The following is a 16,072-nucleotide window of genomic DNA, read 5'->3' as shown; positions in this document are numbered from 1 at the left end:
AGGTCCGGGATCATACACGCCGGCGCGACGACCCGCTCTGCTGCGCTACCGGCACCTGGCTGCGCTGGCGCTTGATTTCCTTCCAGCGCGGCTGCAGCATGCGCATGCCGCGCACGCGCTTCACTGCCGTCAGCAGGTAGACCCCACCCAGCACCGGCCACCAGCGGTCGCCGGCGCGCTCTATCCATTCCAGCCGCTCGAACCAGCGTGCGCTGTCCATGCCCGGCCGATAGCAGCCAAAGCGGCCGCCCTCCACTTCCAGATTCAGCAGGCGCAGCCAGTCGCGCAGCCGGCGATGCCCGATCAGGTCATCCACATCGGGAATGAAAGGCTCGAGCCGTCCGCCCATGCGGTGCGCCAGCATGCTGTAGTGCTGCTGCGCACCCCACAGGCTGGTCGGGTTGAAGCCGATAACGATCAGCCGCCCCTCGGGCACCAGCACACGCGCCACCTCGCGCAGCGTGGCATGCGGATCGGCGCTGGCTTCCAGCGTATGCGGCAGCACCACCAGATCGAGGCTGTTCTCGGCAAACGGCAAGGCGGTCGGGTCCAGGATCAGGTCGGGCTGCGGCTGCGGCACACCGGCGGCCTGCACTTCCTGCGGCGTCACCGTGGCCGGTTCGTCCTGCCAACAGGCCTCCACGCCAGCCAGCCAGCGGTGCTGAATGCGTGAGCTGCGCAGCAGCTGCAGATACTCGCAGCCGATCTGCAAAGCGTGGTAGCCAAAGCAGTCGGCCACCACCTGATCGCCGTGTTCCAGTTCCCAGGCGTGCAGATATCTTCCGGCTGGCGAGCGGAACCATTGCGCAAAATCTATAATCTCGGAGGACATTTCCCTTGATCAGCCTGTTTTGAACCTCATGCACCTGCTGGCGCTACCTGCTTTCAATGACAACTATATCTGGATCCTGCACGACGGCGCTGCCGCCGTGGTGGTCGATCCGGGCGATGCCGCCCCGGTCATTGATGCCCTGCGCGCGCAACAGCTGGCACTGGCCGCCGTGCTGATCACGCACCACCACGCCGACCATGTCGGCGGGCTCGACGCGCTCTACCAGGCCTGCGGCAGCGCTGCCACGCAAGTGTACCTGCCCGTGGCCGACGGCGTGGCGCCCGGCGCCCACGCCAGCGTCCCGGCTTCCGCGATCCATTTTGTCCAGGGCGATGACCACATCACCCTGCTCGGCAGCCCGTTCCGCGTGATCGACGTGCCCGGTCATACCGCCGGCCATGTGGCCTATGCCAGCGATGCCGTTCCCGGCCAGCCACCGCTGCTGTTCTGTGGCGACACGCTGTTCTCCGGTGGCTGCGGCCGCCTGTTCGAAGGCACGCCAGCGCAGATGCTGGCCTCGCTTGATCGCCTGGCAGCCCTGCCCGCCCGCACCCTGGTGTGCTGCGCGCACGAGTACACGCTGTCCAACCTGCGCTTTGCGCTGGCTGCCGAACCCGACAATGCCGAACTGGCCGATTACCTGCGCCAGTGCGAGGCCCTGCGTGCCGAGGGAAAGCCGACCGTCCCGTCCACCATCGGACGGGAACTCCAGATCAACCCCTTCCTCCGGGTCCGGGAGCCTGCCCTGCAGCAGGCCGCGCAGGCACAAGGTGCCGCCAGTACCGGCCCGGTGGACACCCTGGCAGCCCTGCGTGAATGGAAAAACCGCTTCTGATTTCCTGCGCGGCTGCATCGGGTTTCCCGACACCGACTGTTCATGCCGACATTCCGATACCTGTGCGCTGCCCTGATGCTGGTCCTGCTGGCTGGCTGCGCCTCTACCAGCCAGACCTCTTCCACCGGTTCCGGCCTGCGCGTTCCTGACCTGGATCGTGGCCGCACCAGCCTCGGCCTCAACAACCCCAACAACGTCTGGGATCGCCTGCGCCAAGGCTTTGCCATGCCGGATCTGGACAACGCCACCGTGCGTGATCGTGAATCCTGGTACACGCGCAACCCGGCCTCGATCCAGCGCCTGATCGGCAGCTCCGACAAGTACATCTACCACGTGATCGAGGCGCTGGAAAGCCGCAACATGCCGACCGAGATCGCGCTGCTGCCCTACGTGGAAAGCTCGTTCAACCCGCTGGCCGTGAGCAGCGCCAAGGCCGCCGGCATGTGGCAATTCATGCCGGCCACCGGCCGGCAGTACGAACTGCACCAGAACCTGTTCCTGGACAACCGGCGCGATGTGGTGCAGTCCACGCGTGCCGCACTCGACTACCTGCAGCGCCTCTACAACATGTTTGGCGACTGGCATCTGGCGCTGGCCGCCTACAACTGGGGCGAAGGCAATGTACAGCGCGCCATCCGCCGCAACCAGGCGGCTGGCCGTGGCACCAGCTATTCCGAACTGACCATGCCGCAGGAAACGCGCCAGTACGTCCCCAAGCTCCAGGCGCTGAAGAACATCGTGCGCAATCCGGCCACCTTCAACACCGCGCTGCCCAACATCGCCAACCACCCGTACTTCGACCAGGTGCGCATCACGCGCGACATGGACGCCAGCATCGTGGCACGCATGGCTGGCATCTCGCTCGATGATTTCCGCGCGCTTAACCCCTCGCTGAACCGCCCGCTGGTGATTGCCTCGCTGACACCCACGCTGCTGCTTCCCTGGCAGAGCGCGCCGCGCTTCCGTCAGAATCTGGCCAACGCGCGTGACGAACAGCTGGCCAGCTGGACCGTCTGGACCGTGCCGGCCGACATGAGCGTGGCCGAAGTGGCGCGCCAGCACGGCGCCGATGAGGAGGAACTGCGCAGCATCAACCGCATCCCTTCACGCATGCGCGTGCGCAGCGGCTCCACCCTGCTGGTGCCGCGCCAGGATCACCATGCCGACGAGATTTCGCCGCTGGTGGCGCGCAGCGGCAGCATCAGCTTCCTGCCCGAAGTGGCGCTGCAGACCACCTCACTCAAGGCCGAAGTCGGCGACACGATTGCCAGCTTTGCCGAGCGTTTCGGCCTGCCGGTCAGCTCGGTCGCCAGCTGGAACAACGCCAGCCCGAACACGCGCCTGGGCGCCGGCCAGGAAGTGACCGTGCAGCTGCCGCGCCAGCAGGCCAGCCAGTTGCTGCGCCAGCAACAGCAGGCCGAAGCCGCTGCCGAACGCCGCGCACGGGAAGCCGAGGAGCGCGCCGCCGAACGTCGTGCCCGGGAAGCCGAAGAACGCGCTGCGGCTGAACGCCGCACCCGCCAGGCCGAAGAGCGTGCCGCCGCCGAGCGCCGCACCCGTGCAGCAGAGCCGCAGGCACGCGCCACACGCAACGCCAAGCCGGAAGCAGCCACCACGCCGGCCAAGCGCAATACGCGTACTGCCGCCACCAGCGACAGCCGCCAGCGCGCCAACAGCAAGTCCGAGGAAACCGCATCCGCCAAGGGCAAGCGCACCAGCAGGCAGGAAGACGCTGCTCCGGCCAAGGGCCAGCGTGCCGTGAAGGTGGAAGATAGCAGCGCCAACAAGCGCGCCTCCACGGGCAAGGCTGCTGCAGGCAAGACCGACAGCAAGGCCGATGCCACCGACAACAAGGCCAATAGCCGCACTAGCGCCAGGTCGACCAAGGCCGAGCCCGCCAAGCGCAACACCGGCAAGGCAGCGCGCGCCACCGACCCTGCCGAGGACAAGCCGACGCGTGCCAAGCCCGCTGCTGACCGAAAAGCAGCCGCAGACAAGCCAGCCACAGAAAAGAAGCCGGCCGAGAAAAAACAACCGGCTGACAAGAAGGCAGCAGACAAGAAACCTGCTAACGACAAGAAAACTACCGCCAAATCACGCTAATCGCGTGATCGGGATCGGTTTTAGCCAAACTGCTGCTGCAGGCGTGCTGCCAGCGCCTGCTCCAGCGCTGGCAGTTGCGTCTTGACCGCAGCCACGCGCGCTTCTGGCGAAGGCCGCTGCGCACCACCCCAGACCGGCCCGGGGAAATGGCTGTCCCAGTCAAAACGGGCAATCACGTGCCAGTGCAGGTGCGGCACCACATTGCCCAGCGTGGCCAGGTTGATCTTGGTCGGGCGCAAGTAGTCGCGCAGCTGCTGCTCCACCAGAGTCACCGCTTCCATGCCCTGCTGGCGTTCACAGGCCGACAGATCGCTCCACTCCGCCACATGGCGATTCCAGATCAGGCGGTAGAACGCCGGGAACGGCGCATTGGCCGCTTCGCCGGCGTGCACCAGCCGCCAGTCACGACCGCGCCAGACGACACGGCCACCGTCCTCGCTGCACAGCACACAATCCTGTTTCATGATGTTGTTCCTTTCCGGCTGCAGGCACATCCTGTCGCAAAGCCGCATGCCATGCGCGCCCCGACCTGCTATCTTCGGGGATTATCGTACGCCACACCATTGCCCTGCCATGCCCGCTCCCGTATCCCGCCGCCACTGCCTGCAACTGATTCCCGCCCTCGGCCTGTTCAGCCTGAGTGGCTGCTCGGTCGCCTCGGTGCTGCGCAACATTGATCTTGATGGCGATATGCTGCAGCGCAAGCTGGCTGCGCGCTTCCCGATGCAGCAGCGCCTGCTCGGTGCCGAGATCACCCTGCGCAACCCGCGCCTGAGCTTCCACCCCGACAGCAACCAGATCGGCACCCGGGTACAGGCCGATGTGCCCTCGGTATTCGGCCTCACGCCAGCGCTGTCCGGCCCGGTGGACCTGCGCTATGGCCTGCGCTACGAACCCACGGACAACAGCGTGCGCATCACCGACCTGCGCGTACAGACCATCGACCTGCGCGATCCCGCCGGCCGCAGCCAGCCGCGCATCAACCAGGCGGTCAGCCTGCTCGGCGAGCAGCTGTTCAGCGATTACAACGTCTACCAGCTGACCGAATCCGACCTGGCCAAGGCACGCCAGCTGCGCCTGAAGCCCGGCAAGGTCACGGTGCGCCGCAGCGGTCTGGAAATCGAGCTGTTGCCATCCAGCTAGACCCTGCACGCCATGCCGGATTCATCCCGCATCTAGAATCACTTCACCAAACAATTAATTGATTCACGCGGCTACGCGCCGTTCTTGCAAGGGAAGACACAGATGAACCATTGGGACCAGGCCTACAGCGATGCCGAGGGCTACAAGTACGGCGAACAGCCGAACGCCTTTCTGAAGGAACAGGCGCACCGGATTCCGGCCGGCGCCCGCGTGCTGGTACCCGGCGATGGCGAAGGCCGCAACGGCGTCTGGCTGGCGGAACAAGGCCACGAGGTGACATCGCTGGACAACTCGGCGGTCGGCCTGGCCAAGGCCGATGACCTGGCGCGCCGCCGCCAGGTACCGCTGCAAACCGTGCTGGCGGACCTGGCCGACTGGCAGCCGGAACCAGCCAGCGCCGATGCCGTGGTGCTGACCTATCTGCACCTGCCGCCAGAGCTGCGTACGCCGGTGATGCACAAGCTGGTGCAGGCACTCAAGCCCGGTGGCCTGCTGATCCTGGAAGCCTTCCATCCACGCCAGCTGCACTACCACAGCGGTGGCCCGAAGAACGAAGCCATGCTGTACACGCTGGAACTGTTGCGCAACGACCTGGCCGCAGCCATGCAGGAGCTGCTGGCCAGCGAATCGGAAACCGTGCTCGACGAAGGACCTGGCCACCAGGGGCCGGCCTATGTCACTCGCTGGATCGGCCAAAAAATCTGACAAACATCCTGATCAGGAATATTTCCTGATCTGACGCACAAAAAACAGGCCTGGCAATCGCCAGGCCTGTGTCGTCATGGACGTCTGAAAACCAGCTTACACCAGCACGCGCTCGATGCCGCCGCTGTTGGCAGCATCCACGTACTCCTTCATCCAGTTCTCGCCCAGGATCTGCTTGGCCATCTCGACCACGATGTAGTCGGTTTCCATCAGGCCGTTCGGCAGGTCCTCGTTGTAGCGGCTCAGGCCCTGGAAGCAGCTCGGGCAGCTGGTCAGCATCTTCACCGGCTGCTTGCCTTCCGACGGTGCCAGGCCATTGGCCTGCTGCAGCTCGGCCAGCTGGCCGGCGTTCTTGCGAATTTCCTCGGTCTTGCGGAAGCGCACCTGGGTCGAGATGTCGGGACGGCTCACGCCCAGCGTGCCGGATTCGCCACAGCAACGATCGCTCTTGACCACGGCATCGCCCAGCAGGCCCTTCACCGTCTTCATCGGATCCTGCAGCTTGAGCGGCGTGTGGCAGGGATCGTGGTACAGATAGCCTTCCGGACGCGGCAGCGTGATGTTCTTTTCCAGCAGGAATTCGTGGATGTCGATGATGCGGCAGCCCGGGAAGATCTTCTCGAACTGGTAGTCCTGCAGCTGGTCATAACAGGTGCCGCAGCTCACCACCACGGTCTTGATATCCAGGTAGTTGAGCGTGGTGGACACGCGGTGGAACAGCACGCGGTTGTCGGTGATCATCTTCTCGGCCACGTCGAACTGGCCGGAGCCGCGCTGCGGGTAGCCACAGCAGACATAGCCCGGCGGCAGCACGGTCTGCACGCCGGCATGCCACAGCATCGCCTGCGTCGCCAGGCCGACCTGGCTGAACAGGCGCTCCGAGCCGCAGCCCGGGAAGTAGAACACCGCCTCGCTATCGACCGAGCTGTTCTGCGGATTGCGGATCACTGGCACATAGGCACGATCCTGGATATCCAGCAGCGCACGCGCGGTCTTGGTCGGCAGGCCACCCGGCAACTTCTTGTTGACGAAGTGAATGATCTGTTCCTTCAGCGGCGCCTGGCCTACGCTGGCCGGCGGGTGCGCGGTCTGCTGCTTGCTGGCCACGCGGAACACATCGACCGCGGCGCGCTGCGCCTTGAAGCCGACGTTCACCATGGCGGTGCGCATCAGGTTGATCTTGGTCGGCTCGGTGGCGTTGAGCATGGTCATGGCCAGCGCCTTGCCGGGACGGAAACTCTGCTTGTCCATCTTGCGCAGCAGGTTGCGCATGTTCATGGAAACATCGCCAAAGTCGATGTCCACCGGGCACGGCGCAAAGCACTTGTGGCAGACCGTGCAGTGCTCGGCCACGTCCTCGAACTCGCTCCAGTGGCGCAGGCTGACGCCGCGGCGCGTCTGCTCCTCGTAGAGGAAGGCTTCGGCTAGCAGCGAGGTTGCCAGGATCTTGTTGCGCGGGCTGTACAGCAGGTTGGCGCGCGGTACGTGCGTGGCGCACACCGGCTTGCACTTGCCGCAGCGCAGGCAGTCCTTCACGCTGTCGACAATGGAGCCGATATCGCTCTGCTGCATGATGATGGACTCGTGTCCCATCAGGCCAAAGCTCGGCGTATAGGCATTGGTCAAGTCGGCCAGCGCCGTGGTGCCGGCATAGACGGCACGCTGGGAATCGCTCATCACCACCGGACGCAGCAGCTTGCCCTTGTTGAAGCGGCCTTCGGGATCGATGCGCGCCTTGTAGTCGGCAAACGGCGCCAGCTCGTCATCGGTCAGGAATTCCAGCTTGGTGATGCCGATACCGTGCTCGCCCGAAATCACGCCGTCCAGGCTGCGCGCCAGCGCCATGATGTTCTTGACCGCACCATGGGCCAGTTGCAGCATGTCGTAGTCATCGCTGTTGACCGGGATGTTGGTGTGCACGTTGCCGTCACCGGCGTGCATGTGCAGCGCCACCCAGACACGGCCCTTGAGCACGCGCTGGTGTACTGCATCCACCGCTTCCAGCAGCGGCTTGTAAGCATCGCCCAGGAAAATCGACTGGAACGGCTTGCGCAGCTGGGTCTTCCAGCTGGCGCGCAAGGAGTGGTCCTGCAGTTCCAGGAAGTGGGCATCGATATTGTCGAACCAGCCCTGCCACTGCGCGCGCACTTCGGTAATCAGCGCCTTGGCCTTGGCCACGCGCTGCGGCAGCAGGTCGCGCACATCACCGCTTTCCATGGCGGCGGCTTCGGCATCGAACTTGCCCAGCGGCAGCACCGGCTGGTCAAAAAAGGCCAGCAACTCGTCGCACAGCTGGATCTTGTTGCGCAGGCTCAGCTCGATGTTGATACGCTCGATGCCGTCGGTGTACTCGGCCATGCGCGGCAGCGGAATCACCACGTCCTCGTTGATCTTGAAGGCGTTGGTGTGGCGGCTGATGGCCGCGGTGCGCTTGCGGTCGGCCCAGAATTTCTTCGCCGCTTCGGGCGTGGTGGCAATAAAGCCTTCGCCGGCGCGGCTGTTGGCAATGCGCACGACTTCGCTGGTGGCACGTGCCACGGCGTCCGGATCGTCACCGACGATATCGCCGATCAGCACCATCTTGGGCAGGCCGCTGCCGCCCATCTCGCCGCTGGAGCCACGCTGGCTCTTGGTGGCGTAGCCGACTGCCTTCAGGTAGCGGTCGTCCAGGTGCTCCAGGCCAGCCAGCATCACGCCGGTGCGCTTCTGCTCCTCAAACATGAAGTCGCGGATCTCGACGATGCTGGGCACGGCCAGCTTGGCACTGCCGAAGAACTCCAGGCAGACGGTGCGGCTGTGCGTGGGCATGCGGTGCATGACCCAGCGCGCGCTGGTGATCAGGCCGTCACAGCCCTCTTTCTGGATGCCCGGCAGGCCGCTGAGGAACTTGTCGGTCACGTCCTTGCCCAGGCCTTCCTTGCGGAAGGTGGCACCCGGAATATCCAGGCGTTCGGTGCGCAGCGGCGTCTTGCCGTCAGCGGCAAAGTAGCGCAGCTCGAAGCTGGCCATATCGGCGTCGTGGATCTTGCCCATGTTGTGACCAATGCGGTGCACCTCCAGCCATTCGGCATTCGGTGTCACCATGCGCCAGCTGGCCAGGTTGTCCAGCGCGGTACCCCAGAGCACGGCCTTCTTGCCGCCGGCGTTCATGGCGATGTTGCCGCCAATGCAGGAAGCCTCGATCGAGGTCGGGTCCACGGCAAACACCAGGCCGGCGCGCTCGGCGGCTTCGGCCACGCGGACCGTCACCACGCCGGCGCCGCTCCAGACCGTCGGCACCGGATGGTCCATGCCGGGCAGCTGCACCATCTCGACTTCGGTCAGCTGGTCCAGCTTTTCGGTGTTGATGACGGCACTCTTCCAGGTCAGCGGGATGGCGCCACCGGTATAGCCGGTACCGCCGCCACGCGGAATGATGGTCAGGCCCAGGTCGACACAGCCCTTGACCAGCTCGGCCATTTCGGCTTCGGTGTCGGGGGTGAGCACGACAAAGGGATACTCGACGCGCCAGTCGGTGGCGTCGGTCACATGGCTGACGCGGCTCAGGCCGTCAAACTTGATGTTGTCCTTGTGCGTATGGCGGCCCAGGCGGCGTTGCACCTGCTGGCGCAGATCCAGTGTCACGCCAAAGGAGCGATCGAAGCTGTTGACCGCCTCGTGCGCCAGTTCCAGCAACTCGCCGACGGCGGCATTGCGGCGCTCGTCCTTGCTGTTGCCACCGTTGCTGCGACGCTTGTCGATCTCGCCCAGGCGGTGGCGCATGGCATCAATCAGCATGGCGCGGCGCTTGGGGTTGTCCAGCAGGTCGTCCTGCACATAGGGGTTGCGCTTGATCACCCACATGTCGCCCAGCACCTCGTACAGCATGCGGGCGGAACGGCCAGTCTCGCGCTCGCTGCGCAACTCGTTCAGCAGTTCCCAGCCGTGGTAGCCCATCAGGCGTTCCACGATCTCGGCATCGGAGAAGCTGGTGTAGTTGTAGGGAATCTCGCGGATGCGCTGGCGGCCATCGGCGGCGGCCAGCAAATTCTTGTGCATTACGGGTGCATTCATGGCGATCAGGGCCTCATGACGCATCGCGCCTGGAGCGGGCGGGACGCTGGGTAAATCTGGCGCAAATAGGGATTTTAGTCTAAGGGGTTACACCAGACATCTTTGTGGATACTGCACTGCAACAAATGTGCAAGCAAAAAGCCGCTGCCCCGGGCTCAGCGGGGATCGGGGTACTGTGTCACCGTTGCGGCCGGATCCAGCGAAGGCAAGGCCGGACGGTAGCGGCGCAACAGCCAGGCCTGATAGGCTCCGGTGACCACGGCCAGCGCGATATAGGTGGTCATGGCGCCATCGCCCTGCAACACCAGGCCAACCAGCAGCACCAGCACACCGGCCACGAACAGGCGCAGCCACTGCTGGCGCCAGCCCAGCGTGATGGCATGGCGGCGCGCCAGCAGGCGGTGCCAGAGCAGCAGCAGCGTGGCCATCCAGAGGGCTGGCAGCAGCAGGTTGAACAGGTGGTTGAGCAGGTCGAAAAATCCCATGGTGTAGTAGCTTGTGCGACTGTTGTAGATCTGTGCAGACAGAAGCAAACAGGGATTTTATAATCATGCCCATGTCAGTATGGGCCTTGGGCATCAACCACAATACCGCGCCGCTGGATTTGCGTGGCCGTTTCGCATTTGCCGTCGAGCAGATGGGGCCGGCCCTGCACGGCCTGCGCCAGACTTTTTCGCAGCATCCGGAAGCGGCCATCATTTCCACCTGCAACCGCACCGAGGTGTATTGCGCCAGTGACCGCATCGATATCGCCCACACGCTGGACTGGCTGGCCCAGGCCGGCGGCGTCAGCAGCGATGCCTTGCGCCAGTACACCTACACCTTGCAGAACGATACCGCCGCGCGCCACGCCTTCCGCGTCGCCAGCGGACTCGATTCCATGGTGCTGGGCGAGGCCCAGATCCTGGGCCAGATGAAGGACGCGGTACGCGCCGCCGAAGCCGCCGGCAGCCTGGGCACCACGCTCAACCAGCTGTTCCAGCGCAGCTTTTCGGTTGCCAAGCAGGTGCGCAGCAGCACCGAAATCGGCGCGCACAGCATCAGCATGGCCGCCGCCGCCGTGCGCCTGGCCTCGCAACTATTCGAGGACATCGGCAAGATCCGCATCCTGTTTGTCGGCGCCGGCGAGATGATCGAACTTGCCAGCACCCACTTTGCCGCGCGCAACCCGAAGCAGATCGTGATCGCCAACCGCACTATGGAGCGCGGCGAAACCCTGGCCAGCCGTTTTGGCGGCAGCGTGATGAAGCTGGCCGACATCCCGGATCGCCTGCACGAATTTGATGCCGTCATCAGCTGTACCGCCAGCACCCTGCCGATCATCGGCCTGGGCGCGGTCGAGCGTGCCCTGAAAAAGCGCCGCCACCGCCCCATGTTCATGGTGGACCTGGCAGTGCCGCGCGATATCGAACCCGAAGTCAAGGCCCTGTCCGACGCCTATCTCTACACGGTGGACGACCTGGCCAGCGTGGTGCAGACCGGCCAGGCGCAGCGCCAGGCCGCCGTCTCGCAGGCCGAAGCCATCATCGATGAAGGCGTGCGCAACTTCATGCACTGGCTGCAGCAACGCGATCCGCACTACGGCGTGGTCTCGCTGATCCGCGAGGTGCAGGACCAGACCGAGCAGTGGCGCGAGCTGGAACTGGCCAAGGCACGCAAGCGCATCGCCAAGGGCGATGATGTCGAGGCCGTGCTCGAGGCGCTTAGCCGCGGCATCACGCAGAAGATGCTGCACGGTGCCATGACCGAACTACGCCAGCCCGATCTGGCAACCCAGGTGCACGCCAGCGATGCGGTGCGCCGTTTCTATCTCCGCAGCAACAGGAATACCCCCAAGGCATGAGTGATACAACACAGGACCGCATCTGGTGGTTCGCCGTCGACCAGCAGAAATCCGGCCCCTACACCCGCGCCGAACTGCAGGAACAGGCCCGAGACGGCCGTTTTGGCGTGGACGACCATGTCTGGCACACCGGCCTGACCGAATGGATGCCGGCACGTGACGTGCCCGGCCTGTGGCAATCCACCGAGGTGCAACTGGCGACCGATAGCGCACCACCGCCGGCTCCGAGCGGCTGGAGCCAGCCTGCCCCGCAAGCCGTGCAGGCCAGCGGCGAGCGCATGGGCTTTATCGGCGCGATCCAGACCTGCCTGCGCAAGTACGCCGATTTCTCCGGCCGCGCCTCGCGCTCCGAGTACTTCTGGTTCCTGCTGTTCTACTACATCATCGCCCTGCCCGCGGCCATCCTGCTGAGCGAAGAGCAGACCAACGCGCTGACCCTGCTGTCGGCGGTGGCGGTGCTGGCGTTTTCGCTGCCCATGTATGCCGTGGGTGCGCGCCGCCTGCACGATACCGGCCTGAGCGGCTGGTGGCAGCTGCTGCATGTGTTCAGCCTGATCGGCAGCATCATCATCCTGATCCTGACGGTGCGCAAGGGCGAGCCTGGCAGCAACAAGTACGGCCCGCCAGTGGTCTAGCGCCCGCCGCTGCACCCTGCCCCGCCTTCCAGGCCTGCCCGTGCAGGCCTGTTGTCCGATTTCCGCCGGCCCGACTGCCATGAAGCCTTTCCTCCGCACCCAGCTGCAGCGTTACGCCGAACGCCAGCACGAACTCAACTTCCTGCTCAGCCGCGAGGACATCATGCAGGACATGGACAAGTTCCTGGCGCTCTCGCGCGAGCACAACCAGATCACGCAGATCGCCGGCCGCTGGCAGCGCTACCAGCAGGTCGAATCCGATATCGTGGCAGCACGCGAGCTGCTGGACGATGCCGACATGGCCGAGATGGCCGAAGAGGAAATCCAGTCCGGCCAGGCTGAGCTGGCCACGCTGGAAGACGAGCTGCAGCGCCTGCTGCTGCCGAAAGACCCGGATGCCGATCGCCCGGCCTATGTGGAAATCCGCGCCGGCACCGGCGGTGACGAATCGGCGCTGTTTGCCGGCGACCTGGCGCGCATGTACACGCGCTACGCCGAAGGCCAGGGCTGGCGCGTCGAGACCATGAGCGAATCGCCGGCCGAACTCGGCGGCTACAAGGAAATCGTGCTGCGTCTGGAAGGGCCGGACAACAGCGATACGCACCTGGGCGTGTATGGCACGCTGATGTTCGAATCCGGCGGCCACCGCGTGCAACGCGTGCCGGTGACCGAATCACAGGGGCGCGTGCACACCAGCGCCTGCACCGTGGCCGTGATGCCCGAACCCGATCCGGCACAGGCGATCACGCTGAACCCGGCCGACCTGCGCATTGACACCTTCCGCGCCAGTGGTGCCGGCGGCCAGCACGTCAACAAGACCGATTCCGCCGTACGCGTGGTGCACCTGCCCACCGGCATCGTCGCCGAATGCCAGGATGGCCGCAGCCAGCACAGCAACAAGGCCAAGGCGCTGCAGGTGCTGCAGGCACGCATCCAGGAAAAGGAACGCAGCGAACGCGCCACCAGGGAGGCCGCCATGCGCAAGGGCCTGGTCGGCAGCGGCGACCGCAGCGACCGCATCCGCACCTACAACTTCCCGCAGGGCCGCCTGACAGACCACCGCATCAACCTGACGCTGTACAAGCTGGCCTATGTGATGGAGGGCGACCTGTCCGAAGTGCTGCAGGCGCTGTGCCATGCGCGCGAGGCCGAGCTGCTGGCCGAACTGGAAGTCAACCAGTGAGCACCGATGCGCGCCCTACACTGGCCCAGGCGTTGCAGCAGGCCGCGCGTGACGGCCTGCCGCGCATCGATGCGCAATTGCTGCTGCTGCACGCCATCGGCAAGGATGACGCCGATCGCGCCTGGTTGCTGGCCCATGACGACCAGCAGCTGACAACGGAACAATTGACGCACTGGCAGCAGCTGGTACAGCGCCGGCTGGCTGGCGAGCCTGTCGCCTACCTGCGCGGTTTTCATGCCTTCTATGGCCTGCAACTGGCGGTGGACGCACGCGTACTCGATCCGCGCCCCGATACCGAAACCCTGGTCGATTGGGCACTGGAGCTGCTGCCCGGCCTGCCGCCACAGCCCTTGCTGGCCGATCTGGGCACCGGCAGCGGCGCCATTGCCTGCGCCCTGGCCGCCCACGCACCGCAGGCGCAGGTGCACGCTTGCGACGCCAGCGCCGACGCCTTGCAGGTGGCGCAGCACAACGCACAGACGCTGCAGCTGCCGATCCGCTTTGCCCACGGCAACTGGCTGCAGGCCTTTGGCGACATGCGCTTTCACCTGATCGCCAGCAACCCGCCCTATATCCGCAACGACGATCCGCATCTGGCCGCATTGACACACGAACCGCTGCAGGCGCTGACCAGCGGTATCGATGGGCTGGACGATATCCGCCAGATCATCGCGCAGGCTCCGCAGCACCTGCATGCCGGCGGCTGGCTGCTGCTGGAACATGGCTACGACCAGTCCGATGCCGTGCAGCAACTGCTGCGCGCGCAGGGCTTTGTGCAGGTGCAATCACGCCTGGATTTGTCTGGCGTGGCACGCTGCACCGGTGGCCAATGGACGGGTGCGATCTAAGCACCCTTGCGGATTTCAGGGCACTGGATTTATCCGATAATTGTACTCGGGCATCTACACGATGCAGCTTGTTTGAATCTTTTTTTACGCAGGAAATTACCCATGAGCGACACCCAGCAACGCATCGACACCCTGGTCAAGAGCAGCCCCATCGTGCTGTTCATGAAAGGCAACGCCAGCTTCCCCATGTGCGGTTTCTCCGGCCGTGCGATCCAGATCCTGAAGGCGGTTGGTATTGATCCGCGCAACCTGGTCACCGTGAACGTGCTGGAAGACGACGAAATCCGCCAGGGCATCAAGACCTACAGCAGCTGGCCGACGATTCCGCAGCTGTACGTCAACGGCGAATTCATCGGCGGCTCCGATATCATGATGGAGATGTACGAAAACGGCGAGCTGCAACAACTGGTGCAGCCGCAGCAACAGGCCTGATGGCCTGAGGCTGCTGGCACCACGCTGGCAGCCTTGCCTCGTGGTGCCGAACCTGCAGGCCTGATCAGCCTGCCTTACGGTCGCGCACCGGTGTGCCACCCACCCGGACCTGTATGACGCTATCGCAAGCCCTTCTGCTCCTCGCGCTGATCCTGGCATCAGCGTTTTTTTCCATGGCGGAACTGTCCCTGGCCGCATCGCGCCGGGTCCGCCTGCGGCAGCTGGCCGATGACGGAGAACAACGTGCAGAAGTGGTCATGGCCACGCAGGAGCAGCCCGGTGACTATTTCACCGTGGTGCAGGTCGGCCAGAACGCCATCGCCATCCTCGGTGGCATCGTCGGTGAAGGCAGCCTGACACCGGTATTCCGCGATCTCTTTTCCCGATTCCTGAACGAGGCCCAGGCCGCCAGCTTCGGTTTTGCCGCTTCGTTTGTACTAGTTACCTCGGCCTTCATCCTGTTTTCCGACCTGCTGCCCAAGCGCATGGGCATGAACGAGCCGGAAAAACTTGCCATCCGCCTGATCCGGCCGATGCAGCTGATCACCACGCTGCTGAGCCCGCTTGTCTGGTTCTACAGCAAGACCGCCGACCTGCTGCTGCGGCTGCTCGGCATGCCGACCCAGCGCGATGACCGTGTGACCCCCGACGATATCCTGGCGCTGGCCGAAGCCGGTGCCCAGTCCGGCCTGCTGGCGCGCAACGAGCAGCAGGTGATCGAGAACGTGTTCGAGCTCGACAGCATCACCGTCACCAGCGCCATGACGCCACGTGACCGCATCGCCTGGTTCGATATCGACGAGCCCGATTCCATGATCCGCGCCCGCATCACCGCCGAGCCCTTCTCCACCTACCCGGTGATGGACGAGGAGCTGGACCGCGTGATCGGCTATGTGGACGCCAAGGACCTGTTCCAGCGCGCCATGCGCAACGAGGTGATCGACCTGCATGACCCGGAACTCCTGCACAAGGTACTGGTGGTGCCAGACCGGCTGACACTGGCCGAAGTGCTGGACCAGTTCCGCCAGGTACACGAGGACTTTGCCGTCGTCGTCAACGAGTACAGCCTGGTGGTGGGCGTGCTCACGCTGAACGACGTGATGAGCACGGTAATGGGCGATCTGGTCTCGATGGACGAGGAAGACCTGATCATCCGCCGCGACGACCAGTCCTGGCTGATTGACGGCATCACGCCGATCAGCGACGTGGTGCGCGCCCTGCACATCCACGACGACCTGCCGCACGAAGGCGACTACGAAACCCTGGCCGGCTTCATGATGGTCATGCTGCGCCGGGTGCCGCGCCGTACCGATTGCGTGAGCTGGGGCGAGTACACGTTTGAGGTAATGGACGTGGACAATTACCGGATTGACCAGGTGATGGTGGTGCGGCAGGGGGCGGTGTCTTAAGTCCAGTTGTCTCGAGCACTCAGGCGCATGTTAGGCTGTATGCCACCATGC

14 protein-coding genes are annotated in these 16,072 nt (G+C 64.7%); 10 read left to right on the top strand and 4 right to left on the bottom strand.

What is annotated here, in order from left to right:
* Window positions 1-10: 10 nt before the first annotated feature.
* A complete protein-coding gene (locus ACI3EV_RS05315) occupies window positions 11-832 on the bottom strand; it encodes a class I SAM-dependent methyltransferase (protein WP_329770277.1) in 822 nt (273 codons plus the stop codon).
* Window positions 833-860: 28 nt separating this feature from the next.
* Between ACI3EV_RS05315 and gloB the strand changes: the two genes are divergently transcribed.
* Both gloB and ACI3EV_RS05305 read left to right on the top strand, forming a co-directional pair.
* Window positions 861-1,667, top strand: coding sequence for a hydroxyacylglutathione hydrolase (gene gloB / locus ACI3EV_RS05310; RefSeq protein WP_337692023.1), 807 nt, complete (start codon window positions 861-863; stop codon window positions 1,665-1,667).
* Between the two features lie 42 nt (window positions 1,668-1,709).
* Window positions 1,710-3,770 carry a transglycosylase SLT domain-containing protein gene (locus ACI3EV_RS05305; RefSeq protein ID WP_337692005.1) on the top strand — a complete coding sequence of 687 codons (2,061 nt, stop codon included), beginning with the start codon at window positions 1,710-1,712 and terminating at the stop codon, window positions 3,768-3,770.
* 20 nt (window positions 3,771-3,790) lie between these two features.
* Here the strand turns inward: ACI3EV_RS05305 and ACI3EV_RS05300 are convergent, their stop codons facing one another.
* Window positions 3,791-4,234 carry an HIT family protein gene (locus ACI3EV_RS05300; protein WP_329770275.1) on the bottom strand — a complete coding sequence of 148 codons (444 nt, stop codon included), beginning with the start codon at window positions 4,232-4,234 and terminating at the stop codon, window positions 3,791-3,793.
* A 109-nt stretch (window positions 4,235-4,343) separates the two neighbouring features.
* Here ACI3EV_RS05300 and ACI3EV_RS05295 point away from each other — a divergent pair, with 109 nt between their 5' ends.
* Both ACI3EV_RS05295 and ACI3EV_RS05290 read left to right on the top strand, forming a co-directional pair.
* A complete protein-coding gene (locus ACI3EV_RS05295) occupies window positions 4,344-4,913 on the top strand; it encodes a hypothetical protein (RefSeq protein ID WP_329770274.1) in 570 nt (189 codons plus the stop codon).
* A gap of 102 nt (window positions 4,914-5,015) precedes the next feature.
* On the top strand, window positions 5,016-5,618 hold the full coding sequence (locus tag ACI3EV_RS05290) for a class I SAM-dependent methyltransferase (protein ID WP_329770273.1): 603 nt from the start codon (window positions 5,016-5,018) through the stop codon (window positions 5,616-5,618).
* 96 nt (window positions 5,619-5,714) lie between these two features.
* Here the strand turns inward: ACI3EV_RS05290 and ACI3EV_RS05285 are convergent, their stop codons facing one another.
* Both ACI3EV_RS05285 and ACI3EV_RS05280 read right to left on the bottom strand, forming a co-directional pair.
* On the bottom strand, window positions 5,715-9,671 hold the full coding sequence (locus ACI3EV_RS05285; RefSeq protein ID WP_329770272.1) for an FAD/FMN-binding oxidoreductase: 3,957 nt from the start codon (window positions 9,669-9,671) through the stop codon (window positions 5,715-5,717).
* Between the two features lie 155 nt (window positions 9,672-9,826).
* Entirely contained in the window at window positions 9,827-10,156 is a 330-nt protein-coding gene (locus ACI3EV_RS05280; protein WP_337692006.1) for a hypothetical protein, read from the bottom strand.
* A 71-nt stretch (window positions 10,157-10,227) separates the two neighbouring features.
* On the opposite strand from ACI3EV_RS05280, the gene hemA reads away from it, so the two are divergent.
* The 6 genes from hemA (at window position 10,228) to ACI3EV_RS05250 (ending at window position 16,021) form a co-directional block, all read left to right on the top strand.
* A complete protein-coding gene (hemA, locus tag ACI3EV_RS05275; protein ID WP_337692024.1) occupies window positions 10,228-11,514 on the top strand; it encodes a glutamyl-tRNA reductase in 1,287 nt (428 codons plus the stop codon).
* The gene (locus tag ACI3EV_RS05270; RefSeq protein WP_337692007.1) at window positions 11,511-12,149 is read left to right on the top strand and encodes a DUF805 domain-containing protein; all 639 of its coding nucleotides are present in this window, start codon (window positions 11,511-11,513) and stop codon (window positions 12,147-12,149) included. Before hemA ends, ACI3EV_RS05270 begins: the two co-directional genes overlap by 4 nt.
* Before the next feature lie 79 nt (window positions 12,150-12,228).
* Window positions 12,229-13,332: a peptide chain release factor 1 gene (prfA, locus tag ACI3EV_RS05265; protein ID WP_337692008.1), complete on the top strand. Its 1,104-nt coding sequence runs from the start codon at window positions 12,229-12,231 to the stop codon at window positions 13,330-13,332.
* On the top strand, window positions 13,329-14,180 hold the full coding sequence (gene prmC, locus ACI3EV_RS05260; RefSeq protein ID WP_337692009.1) for a peptide chain release factor N(5)-glutamine methyltransferase: 852 nt from the start codon (window positions 13,329-13,331) through the stop codon (window positions 14,178-14,180). Before prfA ends, prmC begins: the two co-directional genes overlap by 4 nt.
* A 102-nt stretch (window positions 14,181-14,282) precedes the next feature.
* Window positions 14,283-14,612 (top strand): Grx4 family monothiol glutaredoxin, encoded by a 330-nt coding sequence (gene grxD, locus ACI3EV_RS05255; protein ID WP_337692010.1) that lies wholly within the window; start codon window positions 14,283-14,285, stop codon window positions 14,610-14,612.
* 113 nt (window positions 14,613-14,725) lie between these two features.
* Complete coding sequence (locus tag ACI3EV_RS05250) at window positions 14,726-16,021, top strand: hemolysin family protein (protein ID WP_337692011.1); 1,296 nt, start codon at window positions 14,726-14,728, stop codon at window positions 16,019-16,021.
* Window positions 16,022-16,072: the final 51 nt, after the last annotated feature.

The sequence above is a fragment of the Allobrachymonas wangyanguii genome, from assembly GCF_045055315.1.
GTDB lineage: Bacteria > Pseudomonadota > Gammaproteobacteria > Burkholderiales > Burkholderiaceae_C > Brachymonas > Brachymonas wangyanguii.
The sequence above is the reverse complement of the archived record's forward strand: the minus strand, read 5'-3'. Positions and strand labels throughout refer to the sequence as shown.

Excerpts from the sequence above, each read along its gene's own strand:
- ACI3EV_RS05315 (WP_329770277.1), bottom strand. The coding sequence starts at position 832 with ATGTCCTCCGAGATTATAGATTTTGCGCAATGGTTCCGCTCGCCAGCC.
- gloB (WP_337692023.1), top strand. The coding sequence starts at position 861 with ATGCACCTGCTGGCGCTACCTGCTTTCAATGACAACTATATCTGGATC.
- ACI3EV_RS05305 (WP_337692005.1), top strand. The coding sequence starts at position 1,710 with ATGCCGACATTCCGATACCTGTGCGCTGCCCTGATGCTGGTCCTGCTG.
- ACI3EV_RS05300 (WP_329770275.1), bottom strand. The coding sequence starts at position 4,234 with ATGAAACAGGATTGTGTGCTGTGCAGCGAGGACGGTGGCCGTGTCGTC.
- ACI3EV_RS05295 (WP_329770274.1), top strand. The coding sequence starts at position 4,344 with ATGCCCGCTCCCGTATCCCGCCGCCACTGCCTGCAACTGATTCCCGCC.
- ACI3EV_RS05290 (WP_329770273.1), top strand. The coding sequence starts at position 5,016 with ATGAACCATTGGGACCAGGCCTACAGCGATGCCGAGGGCTACAAGTAC.
- ACI3EV_RS05285 (WP_329770272.1), bottom strand. The coding sequence starts at position 9,671 with ATGAATGCACCCGTAATGCACAAGAATTTGCTGGCCGCCGCCGATGGC.
- ACI3EV_RS05280 (WP_337692006.1), bottom strand. The coding sequence starts at position 10,156 with ATGGGATTTTTCGACCTGCTCAACCACCTGTTCAACCTGCTGCTGCCA.
- hemA (WP_337692024.1), top strand. The coding sequence starts at position 10,228 with ATGTCAGTATGGGCCTTGGGCATCAACCACAATACCGCGCCGCTGGAT.
- ACI3EV_RS05270 (WP_337692007.1), top strand. The coding sequence starts at position 11,511 with ATGAGTGATACAACACAGGACCGCATCTGGTGGTTCGCCGTCGACCAG.
- prfA (WP_337692008.1), top strand. The coding sequence starts at position 12,229 with ATGAAGCCTTTCCTCCGCACCCAGCTGCAGCGTTACGCCGAACGCCAG.
- grxD (WP_337692010.1), top strand. The coding sequence starts at position 14,283 with ATGAGCGACACCCAGCAACGCATCGACACCCTGGTCAAGAGCAGCCCC.
- ACI3EV_RS05250 (WP_337692011.1), top strand. The coding sequence starts at position 14,726 with ATGACGCTATCGCAAGCCCTTCTGCTCCTCGCGCTGATCCTGGCATCA.